Raw genomic sequence first — 22,591 nt, forward strand, 5'->3', positions numbered from 1 at the left:
CAGCCGCCGAGGCCCTTCCGTCGGCCCGACCGTCGCGCTCAGCTCCCGAAGACCGAGGTGATCACCGCGGTGCACCAGGCCAGCAGCTCGCCGTCCTTGGGCGGCTCGCCCCCGATCGTCTTCGAGCGCGGTCGTGGCACCAGGATCAGCTTCGCCGTGTCCTTGATCACCGAGCCCGGGTAGAGGCGCTTGAGCCGCAGCTGGCGCGACTCGAGCAGGTCGGCGGGGGCGAACCGGATGTAGTTGCCGCTGCTGACGATGTCGGTCAGTCCGGCCGCCCGGGCGTGCAACCGGAAGCGGGCCACATCGAGCAGCGTCTCCACAGCGGTCGGCAGCGGCCCGTAGCGGTCCGCCAGCTCCTCCCGTACGGCCTCGATGTCGGTCGCGGACCGCACCTCGGCCAGCCGCTTGTACATCTCCAGCCGCAGCCGCTCCGACTCGACGTAGTCCTCGGGCAGGTGCGCGGTGATCGGCAGCTCGATCCGCACGTCGGCCTCGGGCTCGGTGTCCTGACCCCGGAACTCCGCCACAGCCTCACCGACCAGCCGGATGTAGAGGTCGAAGCCGACGTCGGCGATGTGACCGGACTGCTCGCCGCCGAGCATGTTGCCCGCGCCACGGATCTCCAGGTCCTTCATGGCCACCGCCATGCCCGAACCGAGATCGGTGTGGGCGGCGATGGTCGCCAGCCGGTCGTGCGCGGTCTCGGTCAGCGGCTTGTCCGGGGGATAGAAGAAGTAGGCGTAACCGCGCTCCCGACCGCGCCCGACCCGGCCGCGGAGCTGGTGCAGCTGGGACAGACCGAGCAGGTCGGCCCGCTCGATCAGCAGCGTGTTGGCCGTGTTGATGTCCAACCCCGCCTCCACGATGGTCGTGCAGACCAGCACGTCGGCCCGCCGCTCCCAGAAGTCGACCATCACCTGCTCCAGGCGCTGCTCCCCCATCTGGCCGTGGGCGGTGACCACCCTGGCCTCGGGCACCAGCTCGGCCAGCTTCTTGGCCACCTTGTCGATGCTCTGCACCCGGTTGTGGATGTAGAACACCTGACCCTCGCGCAGCAGCTCGCGGCGGATGGCGGCGGTCAGCTGCGCCTCGTCGTACGGACCGGCGAAGGTGAGCACCGGGTGGCGCTCCTCCGGCGGGGTGGTGATGGTGCTCATCTCCCGGATGCCGGTGATGGCCATCTCCAGGGTCCGCGGGATGGGTGTGGCCGACATGGCCAGCACGTCGACGTCCATCCGCAGCCGCTTGAGCTGCTCCTTGTGCTCGACGCCGAAGCGCTGCTCCTCGTCGATGATCACCAGACCGAGGTCCTTGAACTGGATCTCGCCGCTGAGCAGCCGGTGGGTGCCCACGATCACGTCGACCTTGCCGTCGGCGACCCCCTCCTTGGTCGCCTTGGACTCTGCAGCGGTCTGGAACCGGCTGAGCGGCGCGACGTTGACGGGAAACCCGGAGTAGCGGTCGGCGAAGGTGTTGTAGTGCTGCTGGACGAGCAACGTCGTGGGCACCAGCACCGCGACCTGCTTGCCGTCCTGCACCGCCTTGAACGCGGCGCGGACGGCGATCTCGGTCTTGCCGTAGCCGACGTCGCCGCAGATCAGCCGGTCCATCGGCACGATCTGCTCCATGTCGTGCTTGACCTCGTCGATCGCCGCCAGCTGGTCGGGGGTCTCGACGAAGCTGAACGCGTCCTCCAGCTCCCGCTGCCAGGTGGTGTCGGGGCCGAAGGCGTGGCCACGGGACGCCTGTCGGGCGGCGTACAGCTTGATCAGCTCGCCGGCGATCTCGCGGACGGCCTTGCGGGCCCGGCCCTTGCGCTTGGACCAGTCGGCGCCACCCATCTTGTCCAGGGTCGGGTTCTCGCCTCCGACGTAGCGGGTGACCTGGTCCAGCGAGTCCATCGGGACGTAGAGCCGGTCACCCGGCTGACCGCGCTTGGAGGCGGCGTACTCGATCACCAGGTACTCCCGGACCGAACCGGCCACGCTGCGCTGCACCATCTCCACGTAGCGGCCGACGCCGTGCTGGTTGTGGACCACGGCGTCGCCGGCGGTGAGCTCCAGCGGGTCGATCGTGTTCTTGCGCCGGACCGGCATCTTCCGGGTGGCCTTGTCGGCAGTGCGCTGCCCGGAGAGGTCACCGGCGGTGAACAGGGCCAGCTTGATCCGGTCGGCGACGAAGCCGTGCGGCAGATCGCCGAGCACGACGGTGGCCACCCCGGCGGTCGGGGGCTCGTCGAGCCGGTCCACGACCCGCACCGGGTGCTCGTGCTCGGTGAGCACCTCGGCCATCCGGTCGGTCATGCCCTTGCCCTCGGCGGTGAGCACGACCCGCCAGTCGTCGGCCAGCCGACGCCCGATCTCGGCGATCGCCGCCTCGACCTCGCCCCGGTAGGTGTCCTGGGCGTGCCCGGCGATGGTCCGCGACTCCACGCCGCGGCTGGACACGACGGTTCGGAAGTCGACGACCTCGCCGTCGTCGGTACGGATGACGGTGTTCTCGTCCTCGGCCGGACCGGCGCTGAACGGCGACAGCGTCCACCAGGCCAGACCCCGGGCCAGGGCGGCGGCCCGGACGTCGGCGAGCGGCTGGTACGACGAGGCGCCCAGGTCGATCGGGGCCTGACCGCCGCCGGCGGCCGCGGCCCAGGAGGCGTGCAGGAACTCCTCCGACGTCTTGACCAGGTCGATCGCCCGCCCGCGAACCAGCTCGGGGTCGCAGACGAGCACGTGGGTGTCGGCCGGGAGCACGTCGATGAGCAGCTCCATCCCGTCGACCAGCACCGGGGACAGCGCCTCCATGCCGTCGACGGCGTGACCCTGGGCGATCCGGTCAAGCATGTCGATCAGCTCGGGGTGCTGCTGGGACAGGGTGAACGCCCGCTGGCGCACGTCGTCGGTGAGCAGCAGCTCGCGGCAGGGGGAGGCGATCACCTCGGTCAGGGTGAGATCGGAGGACCGCTGGTCGGCGACGGTGAAGTAGCGGATCTCCTCGATGGTGTCGCCGAAGAAGTCGATCCGGACCGGGTGCTCCTCGGTCGGCGGGAAGATGTCGACGATGCCGCCGCGGACGGCGAACTCGCCCCGCCGCTCGACCATGTCGACCCGCCCGTACGCCGCCCCCACCAGCGCCTGGGCCAGGTCGTCGAGATCGATGTCATGGCCGACGACCAGCCGGACGGGGGCCATGTGCCCCAGACCCTTCACCTGGGGTTGCAGCACGCTGCGGACCGGCGCCACGACGATCCTGGGAGCCGGGAGCTCGTCGTTGCCGACCAGGCGACGGAGCACCGCGAGCCGGCGGCCGACGGTGTCGGAGCGCGGGCTGAGCCGCTCGTGCGGGAGCGTCTCCCAGGCCGGGTAGTAGGCGACCTCCTCCTCCCCCACCAACGAGCGGCAGGCCGCGGCCAGGGACTCGGCCTCGCGGTAGGTGGAGGCGACCAGCAGCACCGGGCGCCCGCTGCCGCCGTCGTCGGGGGAGGCCGCCAGCGCGGCGGCCAGCAGGGAGCGCATGGCCGGCGGCGAGGTCAGGTCGAGGGCCGGAAGCGTACGCGAGCGCGCGTCACCGATCGCCTCGGTGACGGTGGGATCGGTGGCGAACAGTTCGACGAGACCGGCCAGGGTCACGGGTGGAGCCTCTCGGGAGTGCAGGAGGGATCGGGGGCGACACGCCCACCAGTGGAGAAAGACGCCGCGTCGTTCCCGATCCGGACGAACGAGCGCGATCCTGTGCAGCCAGTGACCCCGGAGCGCGGAGCGCGACAATCAGACTCAGTCACGGGTGGAACCTCTCGGGAGTGCAGGAGGGATCGGGAGGACAAGGGGAACGGGTCACGACGGGCCTGTCCGAGTCACCGGCCACCGTACTCGGCTCCGCCGACAGCTGAGGCGGCTCGAACCCCGTCCGCCCGCGCGTGCGTTGTCCGACCACGAACGGCTTCCGCCCGCCAGGAAAGGCCGTGCTCTTTTCGACCGCAGGCGGCTCCCGCTCGTCGGGACGGGCCGTGCGCTGTACGTTCCCTGACCACGGTCGGAGCACGCGGCGTGCCCGCGCGCACGCCGAGCCTCTCAGGAGTTGAACGCGGACTGCGTCCGTTCCAGCCCGACCGTCACCAGGGACTCGACCGCGTCGGCGGCCCGCTCGATCTCGACGCCCAGGTCCTTCTTCTCCACCGCGGAGAAGTTCGACAGCAGGAAGTCCGCCGGGTCCTGCCGCCCCGGCGGGCGGCCCACGCCGACCCGGACCCGGAAGTAGTCCCCCGAGCCGCCGAGGGAGCGGCGGATGGACTTCAGCCCGTTGTGGCCGTTGTCGCCGCCGCCGAACTTGACCCGGATCTGACCGGGGTCGATGTCCAACTCGTCGTGGATCGCGATCAGGTGGTCGGGAGACCACCCGAAGTAGGACAGCACCCCGCTGACCGGTCCGCCGAGCTCGTTCATGTAGGTCCGCGGCTTCATCACCGCGAGCTTGACCGAGTCGGGGCCGATCGGACCGACCCGCCCCTCCGCCAGCTCGGTCCGCAGGCCCTTGGGCGCGCCGAAGCGCGCCCCGAGCCGGTCCGCCAGCAGGTCGGCCACCAGGTAGCCGACGTTGTGGCGGTGACCGGCGTAGGTCGGGCCCGGGTTACCGAGCCCGACCACCAGCCATCCGGACACGGATCAGGACTCGTCGGACGCCTCAGCGCCCTCGGCAGCCTCGTCCTCGGAACCCTCGGCGTCCTCGGTGCCCTCAGCCAGCGTCGGCTCGATGCCGACCTCGGCCTCGGCCTCGGCCAGCTCGGCCTCGATGTCGGCCGCCGTCGGGGCGTTGGTGATGTTGACGACCAGAGCCTCGGCGTCCAGCTGGACGGTCGAGCCCTCGGGCAGCTTGAGGTCGGCCGCAGTGATCTGCGTGCCGGCCTCCAGACCCTCCACGGACACGACGATCTGCTGCGGGATGTGCGTGGCCTCGGCCTCGACGGACACGGTGTTGGCGATCACGTCGATCAGGGTGTCCGGAGCGGCCTCGCCCTCGATCAGCACGGGGATGTCGACGGTGACCTTCTCGCCGCGACGCACCAGGACCAGGTCGACGTGCTCGATCGTGTGCTTGATCGGGTCGCGCTGCACCTGCTTGGGGAGGGCGAGCTGGGAACCACCGTCGACCTCGATCGACAGCAGGGCGTTGGCCTGACGCAGAGCGAGCAGCGTCTCGTGGCCCGGCAGGGTGATGTGGATGGGGTCGGTGCCGTGACCGTAGAGAACGGCGGGGACCTTGTGGGCGCGGCGGATCCGGCGGGCAGCGCCCTTACCGAACTCGGTGCGCAATTCGGCTGTGAGCTTGACCTCGGGCACGAACGAACTCCTTGATGGGATGTCTGGCAGAACAGCGCGGCCCGGACCAGGAGCTCAGATCCACCTCGTCGATCACGGTCGACATCGACCCTCGCCCAGGCAACCTCGCAACCTTAGCCCATGGGGGCGAGGCCTGTCAGATCGCGACCGGGAGGCCGCGACGGGAGCGGACCCGAACTGTCCACCGGCCCTAGCTCTGCCCCCCGAAGAGGCTGGTCACCGAGCCGTCCTCGAACACCTCGTGGATGGCGCGGGAGATCAGCGGCGCGATCGACAGCACCGTCAGCTTCGGGAACCGCCGCTCCGGCGGCAGGGGCAGCGTGTTGGTCACGATGACCTCCTCGAAGGCCGAGGACTGCAGCCGTTCGATCGCGGGTCCCGACAGCACCGGGTGGGTCGCCGCGGCGATCACCTTGGCCGCCCCGCGGGCCATCAGCGCCTCGCCGGCCTGGCAGATGGTGCCCGCGGTGTCGATCATGTCGTCGACCAGCAGGCAGACCTTGCCCTCGACGTCACCCACCACCTCGTGCACGGCGACCTGGTTGGCCACGTCGGGATCGCGCCGCTTGTGGATGATGGCGAGCGAGCTGTTCAGCCGGTCGGTCCACATGTCGGCGAGCCGCACCCGGCCGGCGTCCGGCGAGACGACGGTCATCTGGGCCGTGTCGTACTTCGCGGTGACGTAGTCGGCCAGCACCGGCAGCGCCCACAGGTGGTCGACGGGACCGTCGAAGAAGCCCTGGATCTGGGCGGCGTGCAGGTCGACCGACATCAGCCGGTTGGCGCCGGCGGTCTTGAACAGGTCCGCGATCAGCCGCGCCGAGATCGGCTCCCGGCCCCGGTGCTTCTTGTCCTGGCGTGCGTACGGGTAGAACGGCGCGACGACGGTGATCCGCTTGGCCGAGGCCCGCTTCAGGGCGTCGACCATGATCAGCTGCTCCATCACCCACTCGTTCACCGGAGCGGCGTGACTCTGGATGACGAACGCGTCCGAGCCCCGTACGGACTCCTCGAAGCGCACGTAGATCTCGGAGTTGGCGTAGTTGAGCGCCCGGGTCGGGACCAGTCCCACCCCCATCAGCGAGGAGATCTCCGCCGCCAGCTCGGGGTAGGCGCGACCCGAGAAGAGCATCAGGTGCTTGTCATTGGGTTTCTTGACGCCGCTCACCGGTGCTCCCGTCGGGGCTGTTCGCCCTGGTGTCGATGGTTCACTCGATGTCGACGTCCCGCTGCCGTCATCGATCGTCCGGTCCGGATTGGGCCGACCGGTCCTCCGCCGCGGCGTCGAGCGCGTCCTGCGCCGCCGTCGCGATCTTCGTGCCGGCTCGCTTGCGCAGCACCCACCCGCGGATGTTGCGCTGTTGACCGCGGGCCACCCCGAGGTCACCGGGGTCGACGTCACCGGTGATGGTCGACCCCGCGGCGACGAACGCCCCGGCGCCGACCGTGAGGGGTGCAGCGAGGACGGCGTTGCTGCCGACGAAACTGTAGTCACCGACCACGGTGGTGGACTTGGTGACCCCGTCGTAGTTGGCGAAGATCACCCCGGCGCCGACGTTGACGCCCACCCCGATCTCGGCATCGCCGACGTAGGACTGGTGCGGCACCTTGGACCGGTCACCGATCCGGGCGTTCTTGGTCTCCACGAAGGTGCCGATCTTGCCCTTGACCCCGAGCCTCGTGCCGGGGCGCAGCCGGGCGTACGGGCCGACCTCGGCGCCCGGTCCGATCACGCTCAGCTCCCCGTGGGTACGGACCACGGTGGCGCCCTCCCCCACCTCGACGTCCTTGAGGCTGACCTCCGGACCGATGGTCGCCCCGGCGCCGACCGAGGTGGCGCCCTCCAACGAGGTCCCCGGCAGCAGGGTGACGTCGGGAGCGAGGTCGACCGAGGCGTGCACCCAGGTCGTCGCCGGGTCCTGGACCGTGACGCCGGCCCGCATCCAGCCGACGAGGATGCGGCGGTTCATCTCCGCGCTCATGGCAGACAGCTGGACGCGGTCGTTGATGCCCTCGGTCTGCCACGCGTCGTCGATGAGGTGACCCGCGACCGTGCGACCGGCCGAGCGCGCGTGCGTCAGCACGTCGGTCAGGTAGAGCTCGCCCTGGTCGTTGTCGGCGGTCAGCCCGTCGAGACCCGCCACCAGGACGGCGGAGTCGAAGACGTAGATGCCGGAGTTGATCTCGGTGATGGACCGGACCTCGTCGTCGGCGTCGCGGTGCTCGACGATCCCGGTGACCCCACCGTCGGCGTCGCGGACCACCCGGCCGTAGCCGGTCGGATCGGCCACCACAGCGGTCAGCACGGTCACCCCGGCCCGCTGGGACCGGTGGTCCTCCACGAGGTCCAGCAGCGTCTCCCCGGTCAGCATCGGCACGTCGCCGTACGTGACCACGATCTCGTTCGGCAGCCGGTCGAGGTCGGACAGCGCAGCCAGCCCGCACTGGACGGCGTGCCCGGTGCCCAGCTGCTCCTCCTGGACGGCGGTCCGCACGTGCGGGGCGATCTCGGCCAGGTGGGCCTGGACCTGGTCCCTCTGGTGGCCGACGACGACCACGATCTCCTGCGGCTGGATCTGGGTGGCGGCGGCCAGCGCGTAGCTGAGCAGCGGGTGCCCGGCCACCTCGTGCAGCAGCTTCGACTTCGCCGACTTCATCCGGGTGCCGCCGCCCGCGGCGAGCACGATGACCGCCGGCGGTGCGGCTCCGGCGGGAGCCGAGGAGCCGGGGTCGACGGACTCGGACGGTTCGCTGGTCAGACCGGACAACTGCGCTCCTTCTCCGCGGGGCGGACCTGTGGCGGGGTCAGGCTACCGGGCACGGCGCCCGGGCACGCGGCCGCCGCCGAGGTCAGCGGCGTTCCAGCCAGGCCAGCACCGCCAGCACCCGGCGGTTGTCGGTGCCGGCGTCGGCCAGGTCGATCTTGGCGAAGATGTTGCCGATGTGCTTCTCGACCGCACCCGGCGACACCACCAGCCGGGCAGCGATCGCTGTGTTGCTGCGGCCCTCCGCCATCAGCCCGAGGACGTCGCGCTCGCGAGGGGTCAGCCGCTCGAGCGGGTCGGCCCGACGGCGGACGAGGAGCTGGGCGACCACGTCGGGGTCGAGCACGGTGCCGCCGCCCCGGATCGTGGTCAGCGCGTCGGTCAGCACCTCCAGCGAGGAGACCCGGTCCTTGAGGAGGTAGCCCACTCCGCCCCGACCGTCGGCGAGCAGGGCCTCGGCGTAGCTCGACTCCACGTACGCCGAGAGGAGCAGCACGGCCAGCCCCGGCAGCAGCCGGCGGGCCTTCACGGCGGCCCGCAGCCCGTCGTCGGTCATGGTCGGCGGCATTCGGATGTCGACCAGGGCGGCGTCCGGGCGGTGCTCGGCCACTGCCGTCAGCAGCGACGGCGCATCACCGACCGCCGCCACCACCGTGTGCCCGGCCTCGTCCAGCAGCCGCAGCAGCCCCTCGCGCAACAGCACCGAGTCGTCGGCCACCAGCACTCGCATGGGGCCCGATCCTCCCCGACTTCTGCACCGCCATCCACGTGTGACGTGGGTTTTGCTCCGAAAGTTCGGCGGCTAGCCGAGGTCGGCCGGGATGGTGGCGGTAATCTGGGTCGGCCCGCCCACCGGTGAGGTGACGGTCAGGCTGCCGTCGACACCGGCCAGCCGGTCGGCCAGGCCGGCCAGCCCGTGGCCCCGGGACAGCGACGCCCCGCCCCGGCCGTCGTCGGTGACGGCGACCACGACCACCCCACCGACCGGGTGGATCTCCACGCTGCAGCGCGACGCCCGGCTGTGCTTCTCCATGTTGGTCAGGGCCTCGGCCACGGTGAAGTAGGCGGCGTTCTGGGCCGCGTCGCTGAGGCGTACGTCGCCCACGTCCACGGTGGTGGGCACCGCGTTGCGGGCGGCCAGCGCGGTGATGGCGGCGGGCAGACCGAGCTCGGTCAGGATCGGCGGGGCGATCCCGCGGGAGAGCTGACGGATCTCGCCCAGGGCGTCCTGGGTCTGCTGGTAGGCCTCGTCCAGCAGCCGCTGCGCCTGCTCCGGGTCGGTCGCCATCCGCCGTCGGGCGCTGGAGATGTCCATCCCGAGCCGCACCAGTCGCTGCTGCGGACCGTCGTGCAGGTCCCGCTCGAGCCGCCGCAGCGTCCGCGCCTCCTCGTCGCCGGCCGCGCTGCGGCTGGTGGTCAGCTCGCTGACCCGGGCCCGCAGCGTGGAGCTCTCGTCCACCAGGAGCCCGCGGGCCACGGCGACGTGCAGCCGGACCAGTCCGTGCAGCACAGCCGGCGCGGTGAGCAGCAGGATCACACCCAGTCCCATGGTGAGGGCCGACTCGGCGAACCGGTTGGGGAAGCCGAGCAGGTGGGCCAGGCCCTGGCTGTCGTCCGGCAGGTACCGGCCCCAGAGCAGGTAGAGGACGCCGCCGAGCCCGCCGACCACCCAGCTCACCGCCACGGAGAAGGAGAAGGTGCTCAGCACGAAGGCGATCGGGACGTGGAGGAGGTCCCGCCACGACTGAGGGTCGCGCAGCCGCCGCAGCAGGCCGAAGCCGCCGGTCGTACGGGGATAGCGCGTCGCCGGGAGCTCGAACCCGGCGTACGCCAGCAGGCTCTTGTTGGCCCCGGCCAGGGCCCCCGAAGCGGCCAGACCACCGACCAGCACGAACAGCCCGACGAAGACGACGAGCAGCCCGGCGCCGAGGCTGACCAGGGTGGTGGCGACGACGAAGGCGGCCAGGTTGACGACGAACAGCCCGACCAGCGTGGCGAGGTTGCGGCCCGCATGCCTCAGCATCGCCGGCGCCCCGTCGGACGCGGTCGCGGGTCCATGATCGAGATCGGCTCCAGGCGTGGACGCGTACAGGAACTCCGGGCCGGAGTCCTCGCTGTAGACGTGAGGACCGGGTGAGGAGAGGAGGTTGCTCATGCCTCTACGGTCGTCCGATCCGCGTCGGCGGACGATCAGGCTAACCGGCGGATCGGGGGTGGGGCTATCCCCACCCGTCCTCCGTCGTGCGCTCCCCGGGTAGGAGTCGAACCTACGTCGCTGGTCCTGATTCAAAGTCAGGCGGGCCCTGCCGGCAGACCAACCGGGGATCGTGTGACGCCGGCTGGCAGCGTCCTGGCGGGGACCAGCGTACCGATCGGCGAGACTGGGGCGATGCCCGCCAGCTCTCGTGACCCCAGCCACGCCGGCAAGCCGGAGCCGACCCGCGCCCGCCGCCCGGGCCGGGTGCGGATGAGGGGCACCGAACGGCGGGAGCAGCTGATCGAGGTCTCCCGCCGGCTGTTCGCCGAGAAGGGTTTCGAGGGCACGTCCGTGGAGGAGATCGCGGCCCGGGCCGAGGTCAGCAAACCGGTCGTCTACGAGCACTTCGGCGGCAAGGAGGGTCTGTACGCCGTGGTGGTGGACCGGGAGGTCGGCTACTTGCTGACCCGGATCGAGTCCGCCCTGGCCGACGCCGTCCGCTCCCGGGAGCTGGTCGAGCAGGCCGCCCTGGCGCTGCTCGACTACGTGGAGAACCACACCGACGGCTTCCGGATCCTGGTCCGCGACTCCTCGGTGGCCAGCTCCTCGGGCTCGTTCGCGAGTCTGCTGAGCGACATCGCCTCGCAGGTCGAGGGGCTGCTGGTGACGGAGTTCAGACGGCACGGGCTGGACGTCAGGACCGCACCGATGTACTCCCAGATGCTGGTCGGCATGATCGCCCTGACCGGGCAGTGGTGGCTCGACGCCCGCAAGCCCAAGAAGTCCGAGGTCGCCGCGCACCTGGTCAACCTCGCCTGGAACGGGCTGTCCCACCTGGATCCCAAGCCCCGGCTCGTCACCGAGTCCTGACCGGAGCCCGACGGCGGACGACAGCCCGGCGGCCGCCGACGACACCGCTTGCTTACGCCCCGGCGGGTGACCTACTCTCTTCTAGAACGATTCAGTAACCAGCTACAGAGCAGAACGAGCGTCATGACCCAGACCCTGAACCCTGTCCGTCCCACCATCCCGCTCGCCGGCGGCAAGGCCGCCGCAGCCGTGATCGTCATGTTCGCGGTCAACGGGATGATCCTGGGCGGCTACGGCGGCAGCCTGCCGTCGCTGCGGGAGCGTCTGGACCTGGATGCCACCCAGATCGCGATCATGCTGTTCAGCGGCGGCGTGGCCGGCATCGTGTCGATGCAGGTCGGTGGCCGGCTGGCCGACTCGATCGGTGCGCGCCGCATCGTCTTCGCCGGGCTGCCGATCCTGATCGCCGCCGCCCTGGTGCTCGCCTTCGCCCCGACCTACGCCTTCGCCATCGTGGCCGCCGCTCTCTTCGGCCTCGGCAACGGCGCGATGGACGTGGCCATGAACGCCCTCGGGGTCCAGGTCGAGGCCGCCCGCGGCAAGCCGATCATGAGCCGCTTCCACGCCTTCTTCTCCGTCGGCAACTTCGTCGGCGCCGGTGCCGTGCTGCTGATGGCGCTGGCCCTGGGCATCGACGGGGCCGGCATCGTGGCTCCGCTGATGATCACCCTGGCCGTGATCGCGGTCGCCGTGTACGTCGTCCTGCTCCGCATCTCTCCTGAGGCGGCGGTGGTCAGCCACTCCGCCGACGGGGTCAAGACCCGGATCCCGACCATGGCCTGGGTGCTGGGTGCCATGGCGCTCGCGTTCGGGCTGTCCGAGGGCACCGCCGTCGACTGGTCCTCGCTGCACGTCACCGACGTGGCCGGTGTCGACCCGACCGTCGGCGCGCTCGGCCTGATCGCGGTCAGCGGGTTCATGGTGGTCATCCGGCTGCTCGGCGACGGCCTGGTCGCCCGCTTCGGGCGGCGCAACGTCGTCCGCTTCGGTGGCATCTGCGCCGCCCTGGGCTACGGCACCGTCACCGTGGTCAGCTCGCTCCCCCTGCTGATCGCCGGCTGGGCCCTGGTCGGCTTCGGCGTCGGCATGATCGCCCCGCAGGTCTACGCCGTGGCCGGTCACCTGGGCGGCGGACGGGTGCTCGCCGTGGTGGTCACCTTCGGCTACGCGGCCTTCCTCGCCGGTCCGGCGGTGGTCGGCTTCCTGGTCAGCCACCTCGGCATCCAGCACGCGATGGCCGTCCCCGCCCTGCTGTGCGTGGGCATCGTCTTCCTGGCCCTGACCATGCCGACGTCGGACGACGATCTCGCCGCCGCCCGCGCCGGGCACTGATCCCGCCCCGGGCACCCATCGGTCGCCGGCTCCTACACTGCGGAGCGTGCCCACCCCCGACTCCGCCGACGCTCGGCGCCAGGTCGACGGCCCGCCGCTGCCGGACGGCGACGACCAACCCGCCCTCCGGGACGGCGACGACCAACCCGCCCTCCGGGACGGCGTCGGTAGTCCGTCCCTCCGGGACGGCATCGGTAGTCCGTCCCTCCGGGACGGCGTCGCTAGTCCGTCCCTCCGGGACGAGGTCGACCGGCTGGCCGAGGCGTGGAAGCGGGAGCGGCCCGACCTCGACGTCTCCCCCATGCAGGTGCTGTCGCGGGTGACCCGACTGGCCCGCCACCTGGACCGCGAGCGGAGTGCGGCGTTCGCGGGCTCCGGACTGGAGTCCTGGGAGTTCGACGTCCTGGCCGCCCTGCGCCGGGCCGGCCCGGGACACCGGCTGTCCCCAGGTCAGCTGCTCAAGGAGACCATGGTCACCTCCGGCACGATGACCAACCGGGTCGACCGGCTCGCCGCCCGCGGTCTGGTGGCCCGGGATCCGCACCCCGACGACCGGCGCGCCGTCCTGGTCCGTCTCACCGACCAGGGCCGGAGTGCCGTGGACCAGGCGTTCGCCGAGCTGATGGCCGCCGAGCAGCAGATCCTGGCCGACCTGGACCCTGCTCACCGCAGCGCCCTCACCACCGCTCTGCGGGAGCTGCTGGCACCGTACCGGGATCTGTAGGAGCGGGACCCCGTCGGCGGTGGCGGGCGCGCAGCGGTCCGAGCCGGGTCAGCCGATCAGGCGGGCACCGGGGACGGGGCCGGTCACGCGTCGGGCCGTACGGACCACCCCGTCCGCGGCCAGGGCCACGCAGAGGTCGATGGCCGACGCCTCCGACTTGGCCAGGAAGGCCACGGTCGGGCCCGACCCGGACACGATGGCGCCGAGCGCGCCGTACTCCAGCCCGGTCTCCATGGTCCGCCGCAGCTGGGGTTGCAGGTGCAGAGCCGGCTCCTGCAGGTCGTTCACCAGCGCCCGGCCCAGGCGCACGGCGTCACCGGAACGCAGCGCGGCCATCAGCTCGTCCGGCACCTCGGGCATCGGGGCGTCCGGGCGCAGCTCGTCGTAGGTCCGGTAGACCGCGGGGGTGGACAGGCCCCGCTGCCCGAAGCCGAGCACCCAGTGGTACGAGCCCCGGCCCAGCACCGGAGCCACCTGCTCGCCGCGCCCGCTGCCGAGCGCGGTGCCTCCGAGCAGGGCGAAGGGGACGTCGCTGCCCAGCTCGGCGGCGAGCGACAGCATCTGGTCGAGGGAGACGTCCAAGGCCCACAGGTCAGCGCAGGCCAGCAGGGCGGCCGCCCCGTTGGAGGAGCCCCCGGCCAGACCACCGGCCACCGGGATGGCCTTGTGGATCGACAGGTGCACCCCCAGCGGCTGGCCCTCGCCGTAGCGCTCGGCCAGCAGCCGCGCAGCGCGGACCGCCAGGTTGCGGTCGTCCGTGGGCACCTCGGCGGCGCCCTCCCCGGTCATCGTGACCGTCATCTGGCGGGGGTCGCCCCAAGCGGCGTGCACCTCGTCGAACAGCGACACGGCCTGGTAGACGGTGGCCAGCGGGTGGAAGCCGTCCGGGCGCGGCGGTCCGACGCACAGGGCCAGGTTGATCTTGGCCGGCACCCGTACGCGGACGCCGTCGGGCGCGGGTGAGCTGGGGGCGGACATTGCTGGAAGGCTAGTGGACGCGCCCGGCGGACCGTCAGGCGCGCGACGGCAGCTGCTCGGCGATGCGGGCGAAGGCGGTCACGTCCAGCACCTCGCCCCGGGCCTGCGGATCGACCCCGGCCGCCTCCAGGGCTGCCGACGCGGCGGCCGACGAGCCGGTCAGGCCGGCCAGGGCGGACCGCAGCATCTTGCGACGCTGGGCGAACGCCGCGTCGATCACGGCGAAGACCTCGGCCCGGCTCGCCGAGGTCTGCGGGGCGGGCCGGCGCACGATGGACACCAGTCCGGAGTCGACGTTGGGCACCGGCCAGAACACGCTCGGTGGGACGGTCCCCACCCGAGCGGTGGCGGCGTACCAGGACATCTTCACCGACGGGATCCCGTACGTCTTCGAGCCCGGACCGGCGGCCAGCCGGTCGGCCACCTCGGCCTGGACCATGACCAGCCCGCGCTGCCACTCGCCGAAGGTGGCCAGCAGGTGCAGCAGCACCGGCACCGACACGTTGTAGGGCAGGTTGGCCACCACGCAGGTGGGCACCCTCGGCAGGGCGGTGATCTTGAGGGCGTCGGCCTCGACCACCGTGAGGGCGGCCACACGGCCCGGCGCGTGCGCGGCCACGGTGCCCGGCAGGGCGCCCGCCAGCAGCGAGTCGATCTCGACGGCCACCACGTGGTCGGCCGCCTCGAGCAGCCCCAGGGTCAACGAGCCGAGCCCGGGCCCGATCTCCAGCACGACGTCGTCCGGACCGACACCGGCAGCGGCCACGATCCGCCGCACGGTGTTGCCGTCGGTGACGAAGTTCTGCCCGCGCTGCTTGGTCGGTCGCAGGTCGAGGGCCGTCGCGAGCTTCCGGACGGCGCTCGCCGAGAGGAGTCCGACCCGGGAGTCACCCGGGCCGGACGAGGAGTCGTTCAGGGTCGGCGCCGGGGCTCAGCGCAGGCCGAGCTTGGAGGTGCAGCCGGGCCACTGGCCCCAGCCGGCCCGCGCCTGCAGCTTCTTGGCGACGGCGATCTGGGTCTCGCGGCTGGCCTGGTGGGGCAGACCGGAGCCGCCCATGGCCCGCCAGGTCGAGGCGGTGAACTGCAGCCCACCGTAGAAGCCGTTGCCGGTGTTGATCGACCAGTTGCCGCCGGACTCGCACTGGGCGAGCCGGTCCCAGACCGAGTTGCCGGCCGTGCTGCCGCCGGAGACCTCGTCCTGCTTCGTGCCCACCAGGACGACCTTGTCGGTGGCCCTGGTCGTGACCTTCGACGACTTCTGCGTGCGCTTGACGACCTTGCCGTCGTGCCGGACCTCGGTGTAGACGACGGTCCGCTTGCCGCTCCTGCCTTCGGTGTCGACCTTCCGCTTGCCCTTGTCGAGGGAGTTGGTGTTCTTGTAGACGGTGTCGTAGGCGACCTTCTTGGTCTTCTTCACCGTCTTGACGTCGACCTCGGTGACGGTGACGCTCAGCCCGTCCTTCAGCTTGGCGGACTCCTTCGCGCTCACCTTGTCGTCGGAGTCGACGGCGATCCCGGCCTCGGTCAGCGCCTGGGCGACGGTCAGCGCGGTGGTCTCGAGCGTGCGCTTCTTGCCCCCGGTCTCCACCGTGACGGTCTTGGCCGTGTTGACCGTCAGATCAAGACCCTCCCGGCCGATGCCGGCGCTGCGGCTGGTGGACAGGTCGGCGCCGACGGTGTCGACCTGCAGGCTCTGCAGGGCCTGGTCGACGCTGGTCGCGGTCGTCCAGAAGGTCTTCGGCTGCCCGTCGACCGTCGCGGTCACCTGGCGGCCGTACTGCACTGCGATCTTGGTGCCGTCGACGACGGCGGCGTCGACGGAGGGCGCGACCACGTCGTGCGCACCGACGGTGATCCCCTGCCCGGCCAGCACGTCGCCCACGGTCTTGCTCATGGTGGTGACCTCGCGGGTCTGGCCGTCGACGGCCAGCAGCACGTCGTTGTTCATGGCCGCATAGGCGAAGGTCGAGCCGGCGACGGCGAGGGCCGTGGCCCCAGCCGCGACGACGGGGATGATCTTGCGCACGTGAGCTCCCTGGTCCGGGACAGATAACGCCCGGACGGTCGATGTCAGTGGTCGGCGGGCGCTATATCACGACCGCTGGTCACGGAAGCATAACGGCCCGGCCGACACGTGCCAAAATCATCACAAAACGGGGTGTGACGTGGGTCTCCACTGGCCGCGGTGGACCAATTCGTCCGCCGGTCGACGTTCTTTTCGTGACCTGCTGGGTGGGCCGGCAGGTACGCCGAGACTGACCACCCCCACCAGGAGCTGGCCGGTCGGGACCGCGTACGTGGACCGGATCGTGGCGATCCGCTCCGGCGGGGCGCCGAAGAAGCAGGACCCCAGCTCCTCGTCGACGGCCGCGTACAGCATGGCCAGCACCGCCATGCCGGCGTCGACGTGCCAGTACGGAGCCGTCCAGCGGCCCGGGTCACGGTCGGTCCAGCCCTTGTCCGCCTCGGCGTAGCGGTCGAGGTAGGCGTCCGGGTCGGTCCAGACCAGCACCAGGACCGGCGCGGTGCGCATCCCGGTCAGCCAGCGGTCCGCCGGCACGTCCGGGTCGGTCGTCGAGGCCCAGTAGCGCCCGACATCGCGGCCCTGCAGGACCAACAGGCTCACCCCCTGGGTGAAGCCGGCCGACGGGACCCGCAGCCCGGCGTCGAGGACGCGGTCGAGCGCGGCGGCCGGGACCGGCACGTCGGGGTCGTAGCGACGGACCATCCGGCGCCGCCGGCGGATCTCGGAGAGCTCCATGACTCAGCCGTCCGTCTGCGTGGTCTCCGCGCCCCACCGACCGCCGAAGGCGTCGTACGCGTTCTGCTCCAGCGCCCGGCAGACCTCGCTCAGGTCCCGGTCGAGCGTCGCGGCCAGGAACCTCGCCGTGTGCGGGATCAGGTAGGAGGCGTTCGAGCGGCCCCGGAAGGGCACCGGCGTCAGGTACGGGGCGTCGGTCTCGGTCAGGATCCGGTCCAGCGGCGTCAGCCGCAGGGCGTCACGCAGGTGCTCGTTCGGCTTGAACGTCACCGGGCCGGCGTACGACAGCCAGGCCCCCCGGTCCAGGCAGGCGCGGGCGAAGGCGGCGTCGCCGGAGAAGCAGTGCATCACCACCCGGTCCGGCACCCCCTCGGCGTCCAGCACGTCGAGCACCTCGGCGTGGGCGTCCCGGTCGTGGATGACCAGGGTCCTGCCGGTGGCGCGGGCCAGCCCGATGTGCCAGGCGAACGCGTCCCGCTGGATCCGGTGACCCGCCTCGTCCCGGGTGCGGTAGTGATCCAGGCCGGTCTCGCCGACGGCGCGCACGCGCGGATGACGGGCCAGCCGCTCGATCTCGGCCAGGGCCAGAGGCAGCTCGTCGGCCGCCATCCGGGCGGCGTCGTTGGGGTGGATGGCCACCCCGGCCACCACGGCGTCCCAGCGCTCCGCGGCCTCCACCGCGAAGTGGGCCCCGGCCAGGTCGCAGCCGATCTGCACGATCTTGGTGACACCGACGGCGGCGGCGCGGCCGATCGCCTCGTCGGGATCGAGGCCGCTGACCTCGGACGCCGTGTCCAGGTGGCAGTGGGAATCCACCACCGGGTGCGGCAGCGGGTCGGGCAGGGGCGGCAGGCTCACCACCTCACTCTGGCAGATCCGCCGGAGTCGCCCGCCCCTCTCGCCGGTCGCGTGGACCCGTGCCCGGACGCGACCACGGCGCCCGGTTCGGCTCACCGACTCCCGAGAGCGGCCTCGTAGAGCGCGTTCTTCCGTACGCCGGTGGCGGCGGCGACGTCGGCCACCGCCTCCTTCAGCCGGACGCCGTCGGCCACCAGCTGCTGCACCTGGGTGACCGCGTGGGTCAGCTCCTCCCCCGCGTCGACCACGGCACCGCCGATCACCACTGTCACCTCGCCCCGGACACCGTCGGCGGCCCAGCTCGCCAGGTCGGCCAGCGGTCCGCGGACGATCTCCTCGTAGGTCTTGGTGAGCTCCCGGCAGACGGCCCCGGGCCGGGCCGGGCCGAGCACCTCGGCGGCGGCGGCCAGCATCTCGGCGGTCCGGTGCGGGGCCTCGAAGAAGACCATGGTCCGCGGTTCGGCGACCAGCTCGGACAGCCGTCTCCCCCGCTCCCCGGCCTTGCGCGGCAGGAACCCCTCGAAGCAGAACCGGTCGACCGGCAGCCCGGAGACGGCCAGGGCGGTGAGCACCGCCGACGGGCCCGGGACGGCGGTGACGGTCACCCCGGCCGCGATGGCCGCCACCACGATCCGGTAGCCGGGGTCGGACACCGAGGGCATCCCGGCGTCGGTGGCGACCACCACGGTGGCGCCGTCCAGCATCGCCGCCACCAGCTCCGGGGTCCGCGCCGCCTCGTTGCCCTCGAAGTAGGACACCACCCGGGCGGTGGTGGTGACCCCCAGCCGCGCCAGCAGGGTGCGCAGCCGGCGGGTGTCCTCGGCCGCGATCACGTCGGCGGCGGTCAACGCCGCGACCAACCCGGGACTGCCGTCGGACGAGTCGCCGATCGGCGTACCTGCCAGTACGAGTCGCCCGCCTGTCGCCATGAAGGTCACCCTGGCACAGGATCGCCCTCCTACACTTCCTCCCGTGAGTGTGCTGGCCCCGCCGGACGTCGCGTCCCCGGAGGGCGCCGACGCGCCGCCGCCACCCCAGCGGACGACCCTGGAGCGGCTGCGGGTTCCTCCGCTGACCGATCGCCTGACCGGCTGGCTGGTCACCCTGGCCGTGACCGCCATCGCCTTCGCGCTGCGGGTGGTGCACCTCGGTCGGCCGAACGCGTTGATCTTCGACGAGACCTACTACGCGAAGGACGCCTACTCGCTGCTGCGGTTCGGCTACGAGCGGTCCTGGCCCGACGACGCCAACACCAAGATCATCGCCGGGAACCCCGACGTGCTGAACAACGCGGCGTCCTTCATCGTGCACCCGCAGGTCGGCAAGTGGCTGATCGCGGCGGGCGAGCACGTCTTCGGCATGACGTCGGTCGGCTGGCGCGTCGGTCCACTGATCGTCGGCACCCTGCTCGTGCTGGTCCTGACCCGGCTGGTCCGCCGGGTCTCCCGCTCCACGCTGATCGGCGGCCTGGCCGGTCTGCTCCTGGCCTTCGACGGGCTGGCGTACGTGATGTCGCGGGTGGCCCTGCTGGACATCTTCCTGGCCTTCTTCCTGGTCACGGCCGTGGCCTGCCTGGCCGCCGACCGGGACTGGTTCCGCAACCGGCTGGCCGCGCACCTGGAGCGTCACGACCTCACCGACCTGGGCGGCCGGTTCGGACCGGCCCTGGTCGTCCGGCCGTGGCGGATCGCCGCCGGCCTGTCCTTCGGGCTGGCCCTGGGCAGCAAGTGGAACGCGCTGTACGTGCTGGCCGCCTTCGCCCTGCTGGGCCTGGCCTGGGACGTCGGCGCCCGTCGGCTGGCCGGCGCCGGGACCGCGGCGTACACCGGGATCCTGCGGGACGGCCTCCCCGCCTTCGTCTCCCTGGTGCTGCTGTCGGCGGTCGTCTACGTCAGCACCTGGATCAGCTGGCTGTCCACCACCGGCGGCTACGACCGCAACTGGGGCACCCAGCACCCGGAGGCGTGGACCACGAGGTTCCTGGGAGCGCCGCTGGCGTCGCTGATCCAGTACCACCGCGACATCTGGGGCTTCCACACCGGCGACTACATCAACCACGCCACGCACTCCTACGACGCCAAGCCGATCGGCTGGCTGCTCATCGTCCGACCGCTGTCCATGCACTACCAGGGCGACCTCCCCGCCGGCGCCGGCAGCTGCTCGGGCGCCGACACCTGCGTCAGCTCCGTGCTGGCGATCGGAACCCCGGCGCTGTGGTGGGGCGGGGTGATCGCGCTGGTGGCGGCCGTGATCTTGTGGGTCGGGGTCCGGGACTGGCGCTTCGGCATCCCGGTGGTCGGGGTCCTCAGCGTCTGGCTGCCCTGGTTCTCCTACGACACCCGGCCCGTCTTCTACTTCTACGCGGTCGCGCTCATCCCCTTCACGGTGATGGCGGTGGCGCTGTGTCTCGGCCGGCTCATCGGCGACGCGCGGGCGGGCGACCGGCGGATGCTCGGTGGCGTCCTGGCCGGGGCGTTCGTCGCCCTGGTCGCGGCGAACTTCGCCTGGCTCCACCCCATCCTCAGCGGGGAGCCGATCACGTACGCCCGGTGGCGGGCGCGGATGTGGTTCCGGTCCTGGATCTGACGAGCCGATTAACGGTGGATGAGGGATGCGGGGCTAGAGTCTTGCGCTAGGTAGGCACCCTCTCGATCCCGCACGACCCCCCGGCGGTGGTGATCCACCCGCTTCGACGGCACGAAGGAGGTCCATCTCTCCGATGGGCGCATATGTGGCGCGGCGACTGCTGAACTACGCCATCCTCCTGTTCGTGGCGATCAGCCTCACCTACTTCCTCTCGGCCAGCCAGCTCGATCCGCGGTCGCTCTTCCTGCTCCGCAACCCCCCGTTGGATCCGGGTGCGGTGGAGGCGACCCTGCGGGCCAAGAACCTCAGCGACCAGGTGCCGTTGCTGCAGCGTTACTGGACCTGGCTGACCGACATCGTGCTGCACTGGAACTGGGGTGAGTCCCCGGTCGGCGCGAGCGTCAACGACGAGGTGAGCCGGCGCGTCTGGGTGAGCCTGCGGTTGATCACCCTCGGCTCCTTGATCGGCATCGTCACCGGCGTCTTCATCGGGGCCTGGACCGCCACCCGGCAGTACAGGGTCTCCGACCGCTTCTTCACCCTGTCGTCGCTGTTCTTCCTATCGATCCCCTCCTTCGTCCTGGCCAGCGTGCTGCAGGTGTGGGCGACCGACGTCAACAACGCCACCGGGCTCCGGATCTTCGAGTTCGTCGGGGAGACCGGGGAGAGCGGGTCCTATCCGGGTGCCTGGTTGTTCGACCGACTGCAGCACCTGCTGCTGCCCACCATCGTCCTGATCCTGCTGAACGCGGCCTTCTTCTCCCGGATCCAGCGGAACCTGATGCTGGACTCGCTGGGGTCGGACTTCGTCCGCACCGCCCGGGCGAAGGGTCTGCGCCGGTCCCGGGCGGTCATGAAGCACGCGCTGCGGACCGCCCTCATCCCGACCGGCACCTACTTCGCCTTCAGCGTGGCCACCCTGTTCACCGGGGCCACCTTCATGGAGATCATCTTCTCCTTCCACGGCATGGGTGAGTACGCCGTGACCACCATCCAGCGCCAGGACGTCAACGGAGCGGTCGCGGTGGCCGCCTTCAGCGGGGTCTGCGTGCTGTTCGGCGCCATCCTGGCCGACATCATGGTGGCCGTCCTCGATCCGCGCGTGCGGCTGAGCTAGGAGACGGGATCGTGACAGACAACACCTTTGGTCGCGCTCCGTGCTCCGTGGTCACGAGCTGCGCGCAGTCCCGCTCGTTCGCGCGCACTCCCGGGAGGCTACGCCCGTGACCGACAACCGTGCCGAGGTGGCCCTCGAGGTCGACGGCGACACCCTGACCCCGGTCGAGCCCGGGCCGGGCGAGAAGCGGATCACCCGCCGCCGCCTGATCGCGCGTCGGTTCCTGCGCAACAAGACGGCTGTGGTCGGCGCGGTGATCATCGTGCTGCTGATCGTGGTCGCCGTGATCGGCCCGTGGATCAGCCCGTACGCCTACGACGAGATCGACCGGCGCGCCTACCTGAAGGGTCCGAGCGAACGGCACTGGTTCGGCACCACCCAGGGCGGCCGGGACATGCTGGCCCTGACCCTGCGCGGGCTGCGGAAGTCGTTGCTGATCGGCTTCCTGGTCGCCATCATCTCCACCACCGTCGCGGCCGTCGTGGGCTCGTTCGCCGCCTACTTCGGTGGCTGGTTCGAGCGGATCGCGCTGTGGGTGATCGACCTCCTGCTGGTGGTGCCCTCCTTCCTGCTCATCGCGCTGATCAGCACCGGCGGGCCCAAGGGACCGAACTCGTGGCTGCTGCTGGTGCTGCTGCTGGCCGCGTTCTCCTGGGTGCTGTCGGCTCGCGTCGTCAGATCCCTGTCGATGTCGATCAAGGAACGGGAGTACGTCCAGGCCGCCCGCTTCATGGGTCTGTCCGCACCGAAGACGATCGTCCGCCACATCCTGCCGAACATCTCGTCGCTGCTGATCATCGACGCCACGCTCAACGTGGGCGCCGCCATCCTGGCCGAGACCGGCTTGTCCTTCTTCGGCTTCGGCGTGCAGGCACCCGACACCTCGCTGGGCACCCTGCTCGGCCAGGGCGCCCGCCAGGTCAACAGCTTCCCGTGGCTGTTCACCGGACCCGCCGTCGTGGTGGTGCTCCTCGTGCTCAGCGTCAACGCCGTGGGCGACGGGCTGCGCGACGCCCTCGACCCGAGCTCCCAGTCCGGTGGTTCTGCATGACGAGCACGCTCGGAGG

19 protein-coding genes and 1 tRNA gene are annotated in these 22,591 nt (G+C 71.4%); 6 read left to right on the forward strand and 14 right to left on the reverse strand.

Translation table 11 applies throughout. The annotated features are described in order from the left end of the window. Positions 1 to 38: 38 nt before the first annotated feature. From mfd to ABD714_RS15915, 8 genes are all read right to left on the reverse strand, one after another. The gene (gene mfd / locus ABD714_RS15880) at positions 39 to 3,629 is read right to left on the reverse strand and encodes a transcription-repair coupling factor (protein WP_344813368.1); all 3,591 of its coding nucleotides are present in this window, start codon (positions 3,627 to 3,629) and stop codon (positions 39 to 41) included. Between the two features lie 441 nt (positions 3,630 to 4,070). After that, positions 4,071 to 4,658, reverse strand: a complete 588-nt coding sequence (gene pth / locus ABD714_RS15885) for an aminoacyl-tRNA hydrolase (RefSeq protein ID WP_344813369.1) — start codon at positions 4,656 to 4,658, stop codon at positions 4,071 to 4,073. 3 nt (positions 4,659 to 4,661) lie between these two features. Further along, positions 4,662 to 5,336: a 50S ribosomal protein L25/general stress protein Ctc gene (locus ABD714_RS15890; protein ID WP_344813370.1), complete on the reverse strand. Its 675-nt coding sequence runs from the start codon at positions 5,334 to 5,336 to the stop codon at positions 4,662 to 4,664. A gap of 190 nt (positions 5,337 to 5,526) precedes the next feature. Further along, positions 5,527 to 6,504, reverse strand: coding sequence for a ribose-phosphate diphosphokinase (locus ABD714_RS15895; RefSeq protein ID WP_344813371.1), 978 nt, complete (start codon positions 6,502 to 6,504; stop codon positions 5,527 to 5,529). A 67-nt stretch (positions 6,505 to 6,571) separates the two neighbouring features. Further along, positions 6,572 to 8,104, reverse strand: coding sequence for a bifunctional UDP-N-acetylglucosamine diphosphorylase/glucosamine-1-phosphate N-acetyltransferase GlmU (gene glmU, locus ABD714_RS15900; protein ID WP_425562403.1), 1,533 nt, complete (start codon positions 8,102 to 8,104; stop codon positions 6,572 to 6,574). 82 nt (positions 8,105 to 8,186) lie between these two features. Continuing rightward, positions 8,187 to 8,831: a response regulator gene (locus ABD714_RS15905; protein WP_344813372.1), complete on the reverse strand. Its 645-nt coding sequence runs from the start codon at positions 8,829 to 8,831 to the stop codon at positions 8,187 to 8,189. A 72-nt stretch (positions 8,832 to 8,903) separates the two neighbouring features. Continuing rightward, the gene (locus ABD714_RS15910) at positions 8,904 to 10,256 is read right to left on the reverse strand and encodes a sensor histidine kinase (protein WP_344813373.1); all 1,353 of its coding nucleotides are present in this window, start codon (positions 10,254 to 10,256) and stop codon (positions 8,904 to 8,906) included. Between the two features lie 91 nt (positions 10,257 to 10,347). Next, positions 10,348 to 10,426 (reverse strand) — tRNA-Gln (locus tag ABD714_RS15915). A gap of 142 nt (positions 10,427 to 10,568) precedes the next feature. Between ABD714_RS15915 and ABD714_RS15920 the strand changes: the two genes are divergently transcribed. From ABD714_RS15920 to ABD714_RS15930, 3 genes are all read left to right on the forward strand, one after another. Continuing rightward, entirely contained in the window at positions 10,569 to 11,168 is a 600-nt protein-coding gene (locus ABD714_RS15920) for a TetR/AcrR family transcriptional regulator (RefSeq protein WP_425562407.1), read from the forward strand. Between the two features lie 123 nt (positions 11,169 to 11,291). Beyond that, positions 11,292 to 12,500, forward strand: coding sequence for an MFS transporter (locus ABD714_RS15925; protein ID WP_344813375.1), 1,209 nt, complete (start codon positions 11,292 to 11,294; stop codon positions 12,498 to 12,500). Between the two features lie 190 nt (positions 12,501 to 12,690). Next, the gene (locus ABD714_RS15930; protein WP_344813595.1) at positions 12,691 to 13,224 is read left to right on the forward strand and encodes a MarR family winged helix-turn-helix transcriptional regulator; all 534 of its coding nucleotides are present in this window, start codon (positions 12,691 to 12,693) and stop codon (positions 13,222 to 13,224) included. A gap of 48 nt (positions 13,225 to 13,272) precedes the next feature. On the opposite strand, the gene ABD714_RS15935 is transcribed toward ABD714_RS15930, so the two are convergent. The 6 genes from ABD714_RS15935 to rsmI form a co-directional block, all read right to left on the reverse strand. Beyond that, complete coding sequence (locus tag ABD714_RS15935) at positions 13,273 to 14,202, reverse strand: 4-(cytidine 5'-diphospho)-2-C-methyl-D-erythritol kinase (protein WP_344813376.1); 930 nt, start codon at positions 14,200 to 14,202, stop codon at positions 13,273 to 13,275. A gap of 34 nt (positions 14,203 to 14,236) precedes the next feature. After that, on the reverse strand, positions 14,237 to 15,118 hold the full coding sequence (gene rsmA / locus ABD714_RS15940) for a 16S rRNA (adenine(1518)-N(6)/adenine(1519)-N(6))-dimethyltransferase RsmA (protein ID WP_344813596.1): 882 nt from the start codon (positions 15,116 to 15,118) through the stop codon (positions 14,237 to 14,239). A gap of 15 nt (positions 15,119 to 15,133) precedes the next feature. Next, positions 15,134 to 16,228, reverse strand: coding sequence for a resuscitation-promoting factor (locus ABD714_RS15945; protein WP_344813377.1), 1,095 nt, complete (start codon positions 16,226 to 16,228; stop codon positions 15,134 to 15,136). A 120-nt stretch (positions 16,229 to 16,348) separates the two neighbouring features. Continuing rightward, complete coding sequence (locus tag ABD714_RS15950) at positions 16,349 to 16,963, reverse strand: nitroreductase family protein (RefSeq protein WP_344813378.1); 615 nt, start codon at positions 16,961 to 16,963, stop codon at positions 16,349 to 16,351. A gap of 3 nt (positions 16,964 to 16,966) precedes the next feature. Continuing rightward, complete coding sequence (locus tag ABD714_RS15955) at positions 16,967 to 17,821, reverse strand: TatD family hydrolase (protein WP_344813379.1); 855 nt, start codon at positions 17,819 to 17,821, stop codon at positions 16,967 to 16,969. Positions 17,822 to 17,913: 92 nt separating this feature from the next. Then, positions 17,914 to 18,750, reverse strand: coding sequence for a 16S rRNA (cytidine(1402)-2'-O)-methyltransferase (rsmI, locus tag ABD714_RS15960; RefSeq protein WP_344813380.1), 837 nt, complete (start codon positions 18,748 to 18,750; stop codon positions 17,914 to 17,916). 142 nt (positions 18,751 to 18,892) lie between these two features. On the opposite strand from rsmI, the gene ABD714_RS15965 reads away from it, so the two are divergent. The 3 genes from ABD714_RS15965 (at position 18,893) to ABD714_RS15975 (ending at position 22,575) form a co-directional block, all read left to right on the forward strand. Continuing rightward, positions 18,893 to 20,407 carry a dolichyl-phosphate-mannose--protein mannosyltransferase gene (locus ABD714_RS15965; protein WP_344813597.1) on the forward strand — a complete coding sequence of 505 codons (1,515 nt, stop codon included), beginning with the start codon at positions 18,893 to 18,895 and terminating at the stop codon, positions 20,405 to 20,407. Positions 20,408 to 20,540: 133 nt separating this feature from the next. Continuing rightward, the gene (locus tag ABD714_RS15970) at positions 20,541 to 21,524 is read left to right on the forward strand and encodes an ABC transporter permease (RefSeq protein ID WP_344813381.1); all 984 of its coding nucleotides are present in this window, start codon (positions 20,541 to 20,543) and stop codon (positions 21,522 to 21,524) included. Positions 21,525 to 21,630: 106 nt separating this feature from the next. Beyond that, entirely contained in the window at positions 21,631 to 22,575 is a 945-nt protein-coding gene (locus ABD714_RS15975) for an ABC transporter permease (protein ID WP_344813382.1), read from the forward strand. Positions 22,576 to 22,591 lie beyond the last annotated feature (16 nt).

The sequence above is a fragment of the Microlunatus aurantiacus genome, from assembly GCF_039536605.1.
Taxonomy (GTDB): domain Bacteria; phylum Actinomycetota; class Actinomycetes; order Propionibacteriales; family Propionibacteriaceae; genus Microlunatus; species Microlunatus aurantiacus.

Excerpts from the sequence above, each read along its gene's own strand:
- ABD714_RS15950 (WP_344813378.1), bottom strand. The coding sequence starts at position 16,963 with ATGGAGCTCTCCGAGATCCGCCGGCGGCGCCGGATGGTCCGTCGCTAC.
- ABD714_RS15920 (WP_425562407.1), top strand. The coding sequence starts at position 10,569 with ATGAGGGGCACCGAACGGCGGGAGCAGCTGATCGAGGTCTCCCGCCGG.
- ABD714_RS15970 (WP_344813381.1), top strand. The coding sequence starts at position 20,541 with ATGGGCGCATATGTGGCGCGGCGACTGCTGAACTACGCCATCCTCCTG.
- ABD714_RS15910 (WP_344813373.1), bottom strand. The coding sequence starts at position 10,256 with ATGAGCAACCTCCTCTCCTCACCCGGTCCTCACGTCTACAGCGAGGAC.
- ABD714_RS15925 (WP_344813375.1), top strand. The coding sequence starts at position 11,292 with ATGACCCAGACCCTGAACCCTGTCCGTCCCACCATCCCGCTCGCCGGC.
- rsmI (WP_344813380.1), bottom strand. The coding sequence starts at position 18,750 with ATGGCGACAGGCGGGCGACTCGTACTGGCAGGTACGCCGATCGGCGAC.
- ABD714_RS15935 (WP_344813376.1), bottom strand. The coding sequence starts at position 14,202 with ATGTCCGCCCCCAGCTCACCCGCGCCCGACGGCGTCCGCGTACGGGTG.
- ABD714_RS15905 (WP_344813372.1), bottom strand. The coding sequence starts at position 8,831 with ATGCGAGTGCTGGTGGCCGACGACTCGGTGCTGTTGCGCGAGGGGCTG.